2 protein-coding genes and 1 pseudogene are annotated in these 3,145 nt (G+C 63.5%); 1 reads left to right on the top strand and 2 read right to left on the bottom strand.

All coding sequences use genetic code 11. The features are described 5' to 3' along the window. Positions 1-766: 766 nt before the first annotated feature. Together WB785_RS07400 and WB785_RS07395 are read right to left on the bottom strand one after the other, a co-directional pair. Positions 767-1,024, bottom strand: coding sequence for a DUF6307 family protein (locus WB785_RS07400; protein WP_424078186.1), 258 nt, complete (start codon positions 1,022-1,024; stop codon positions 767-769). Between the two features lie 242 nt (positions 1,025-1,266). Further along, complete coding sequence (locus WB785_RS07395) at positions 1,267-1,434, bottom strand: hypothetical protein (RefSeq protein ID WP_424078185.1); 168 nt, start codon at positions 1,432-1,434, stop codon at positions 1,267-1,269. A gap of 843 nt (positions 1,435-2,277) precedes the next feature. On the opposite strand from WB785_RS07395, the pseudogene WB785_RS07390 reads away from it, so the two are divergent. Further along, a pseudogene (locus WB785_RS07390) lies at positions 2,278-3,145 on the top strand (molybdopterin-dependent oxidoreductase); the annotation flags it as partial.

The raw sequence follows: 3,145 nt of genomic DNA, 5'->3' as shown, positions 1-3,145 counted from the left end.
GGCGCCGCCCGCGAATGGCTTTGTTGCCGGAATCGAGATCAAGGGCGCTGGAACCCCTGAGTCCAGATGACGTGGGCGGCATGAGATTTTCGGCTGGATCGACGGGACCGAAGATCGAGGCCGGTAGCCGGTTCGTCATCGCGACCGGGCCCCAGCCGGTATGGGCACCCTGGCTGACGCGCAGGCGCTGCGCGCGGACACCGCCGCGACCACTGCTAGTCCGAGAACGCAGGCCCACAGGAGTTGCCCGTCGCGGCCGATGAGGGCAAGCGGTCTTGCCCGGGATCCGAAAAGGGGAGTAACCGATGAAACGTTATGTGCCGCAGCGCTTCTTATTGGCATTCGTGAGCGACGACCAATCGTCTGAGGCGGACCTTCAGCTTTCGCGCTGTCGCGGCCGCAAGGGTACTCCATCGCCGCCAGGACTTCGTGGCTTCCCGTTCGGATCAACCCAGAACCGAACTTTAGTTACTTTTCGTTGCCCTGTACGTCGATCCACGCGCCCGCCGGGTAGCTGTTCTGTGCGGATGTTTTGCGCCGCACCGGATGACGTCGAGCGTCCCGTTGTTGTGCTTGACGAAGGCGTCACCGAACCGCATATATTTGTCGGTTGCGCCGTCTCGAAGTGTCACGGTAACAGTCATTTTCAAACCTCCAGATGCGCCGGCAAAATGCCGGCAGGGATCGTGGGTGATTAGCCCACGTGTGAATCAGTGAATAAGATATGTAGGTGAGGCCGCGTCATGAGACCATCGCGGGCCTGTACTCAGCGCACCTTCTCGGGAATCGAATTCAATGCGTGCAGAACATGTTCCGCCAGTTCGCTCGCCGCCGCGTCTTCGAGCTGGGAATGAGACTTGATAGTGTCCCTGACCAGTTCGACACGTTGGACGTAGGGCGAGCGGAACGTCGTTGGTGAAGCCATCATATTTCCTTTTTTGGTCGGGCATCTTTGCTCGCAACCGAGCTGCTCGATACCTACTACATTACGCCGCTTTTCGTCGCTGGGGGCCAGTAGGGACACCCGGAATCCATTGTCAAAAGTGCGATTTCCGCGCCGCACCACCGGCGGTCTGCGCGGCAGAGGCTGCTACGCCGCCCACGTCCCATTCACCACCACCGGCGGCCCGGTCGAATTCCCGGCGCCCGCATGGAAGTCCATCGGACCCTGCCCTGGGCAGGCACTGAGACAACGTGAGTCGGTCAACGCCGCAGAATCGACAATCGCCGTGCGTGCTGCAACGTCGAGATCACCGCGAGAGTCGATCACGCGCCCTGGCCCATATTCACCCCGCCAGCCTGCAGTCCGTCATCTCCGCCACCCGTGTCCGGATCCAACATCGGCTCCCCCGTGTCGTTATCGTTCATGAACCAGGCTGCTGCGACGCTGATGCCGGCGAGCCATATCGGGTTGGTATCGACGGCTGCGGTCATCGCTTCCGGCAGAACGGCGTTCGCGTACGTGAATCGTGACTCCGGCCACGGTGATGTCGGTCGCACCTCGGAGCGGGTGCCAGATTGACGTAGTCGGTGAGCAGCGCGAGCCGCGCAGTGTTCCGGGTCAAAGGTGCGGAGTTCGGCAGCGCCCAGCGCCGCGAACGCCGTCGCCCGGGGCGATGCCGATCGATCCTGGGCGGCGCGCTCGAATTGTATGATGGCCGACTGGCGCGCGGGCGACATTGCTGCGCGCGGCCGCGGTCCCCAGGCCTCAGATGCACAGGCCGTACAGCGCGGCTTTGGCCAACGGGTTGGACCCCAGGCGTCTTCTACGGCCGGCCCATCGACCCAGCGGCCCACGCTGTCGATCCGATTGCGAAGGATCGAAAGCTAGACAGCCTGCTCAAGGTGATCCCAACTGCGGTTGTCACCTGCCTTCTCGCGCAAGCGGCCGCCCGGCGCGGCCAGCGACAACCTGCCGACTCATTCGGACTGGCTGGACTCCCAACTGGTTTGACGACACACCCTCAATGGCGTCGGCGTGATGAACCGCCCTCAGCGATGTCCGCGTCCACTGATGCGTTATCTCACGACAAGAAGCGCTGAGGGACGAACCACTTTCACCGCACATCCTAATTGGCGGTTGCGGCGCCGAGATGAAGTTCGATGAAGTCAAGGCGATGTGCAGTGAGCCGCCGATCCAACAGGATTGTGGCCCTCGGCCTTTAAGCCGAGTTCGACGCCGAAGCGATCGGTATCTGCGCAAGCTCGATACGGCTGCGATCGGTCCGCGAGATCGGTCGGTGGTTCCGCCACGGCTGGGTCGTATTGTGAGCGATTGTGGACGCTCGCAGGCGGCTGAGATGGCGCAGCCCGCTGCGCGGGCCCTGGTTGACGTCGGCGTTGGGGTCGGTGCTGTTGGTGACGCTGCCGGTCGTCATCCTGACCGGGCTGCTGTCTTACCTGGCTTACGCACCGCAGCTCGGCCAGGCCATCCCCGGTGACGTCGGCTGGCTGCGGCTGCCCCTCTTCGACTGGCCCACCGAACCGTCGTGGCTGTACCGGCTGACCCAGGGCCTGCACGTCGGGCTCGGTCTGGTGCTCATCCCGGTGGTGTTGGCCAAGCTGTGGTCGGTGATACCGCGGCTGTTCGTGTGGCCGCCCGTGTCTTCGGTCGCCCAACTGTTAGAGCGGATGTCGTTGGCCATGCTGGTCGGCGGGATTCTGTTCGAGATCGTCACCGGCGTGCTCAACATCCAGTACGACTACATTTTCGGTTTCAGCTTCTACACCGCCCACTACTTCGGGGCCTGGGTGTTCATCGCCGGCTTCGCTATGCACATTGCATTGAAAATTCCCCGCATGGTCAGCGGGCTGCAATCACTGTCACTTCGAAAAGTATTGCGCACCAATACATCAGATACTCGGCCGGAGCCGCGCGACCCCGATGGGCTGGTGGCGGTCGATCCGGCGGACCCGACGATCAGCAGACGTGGCGCATTGGGGTTGGTCGGCGCGGGCAGCCTGCTGGTCGCCGTGCTGACCGCCGGTCAAACCGTCGGCGGGATTCTTCGACCCGCCGCGCTGCTGCTGCCCCGCGGGCGCAGCCGTCCCGGCGACTTTCAAGTCAACAAGACGGCCGTTGCCGCCGGCGTCGACCGCCGCAGTGTCGGTGCGCAATGGCGGCTCAGGCTGGGCGGCGGTGGGT

This window comes from Mycobacterium sp. (genome assembly GCF_049585075.1).
Lineage (GTDB): Bacteria > Actinomycetota > Actinomycetes > Mycobacteriales > Mycobacteriaceae > Mycobacterium.
The sequence above is the reverse complement of the archived record's forward strand: the minus strand, read 5'-3'. Positions and strand labels throughout refer to the sequence as shown.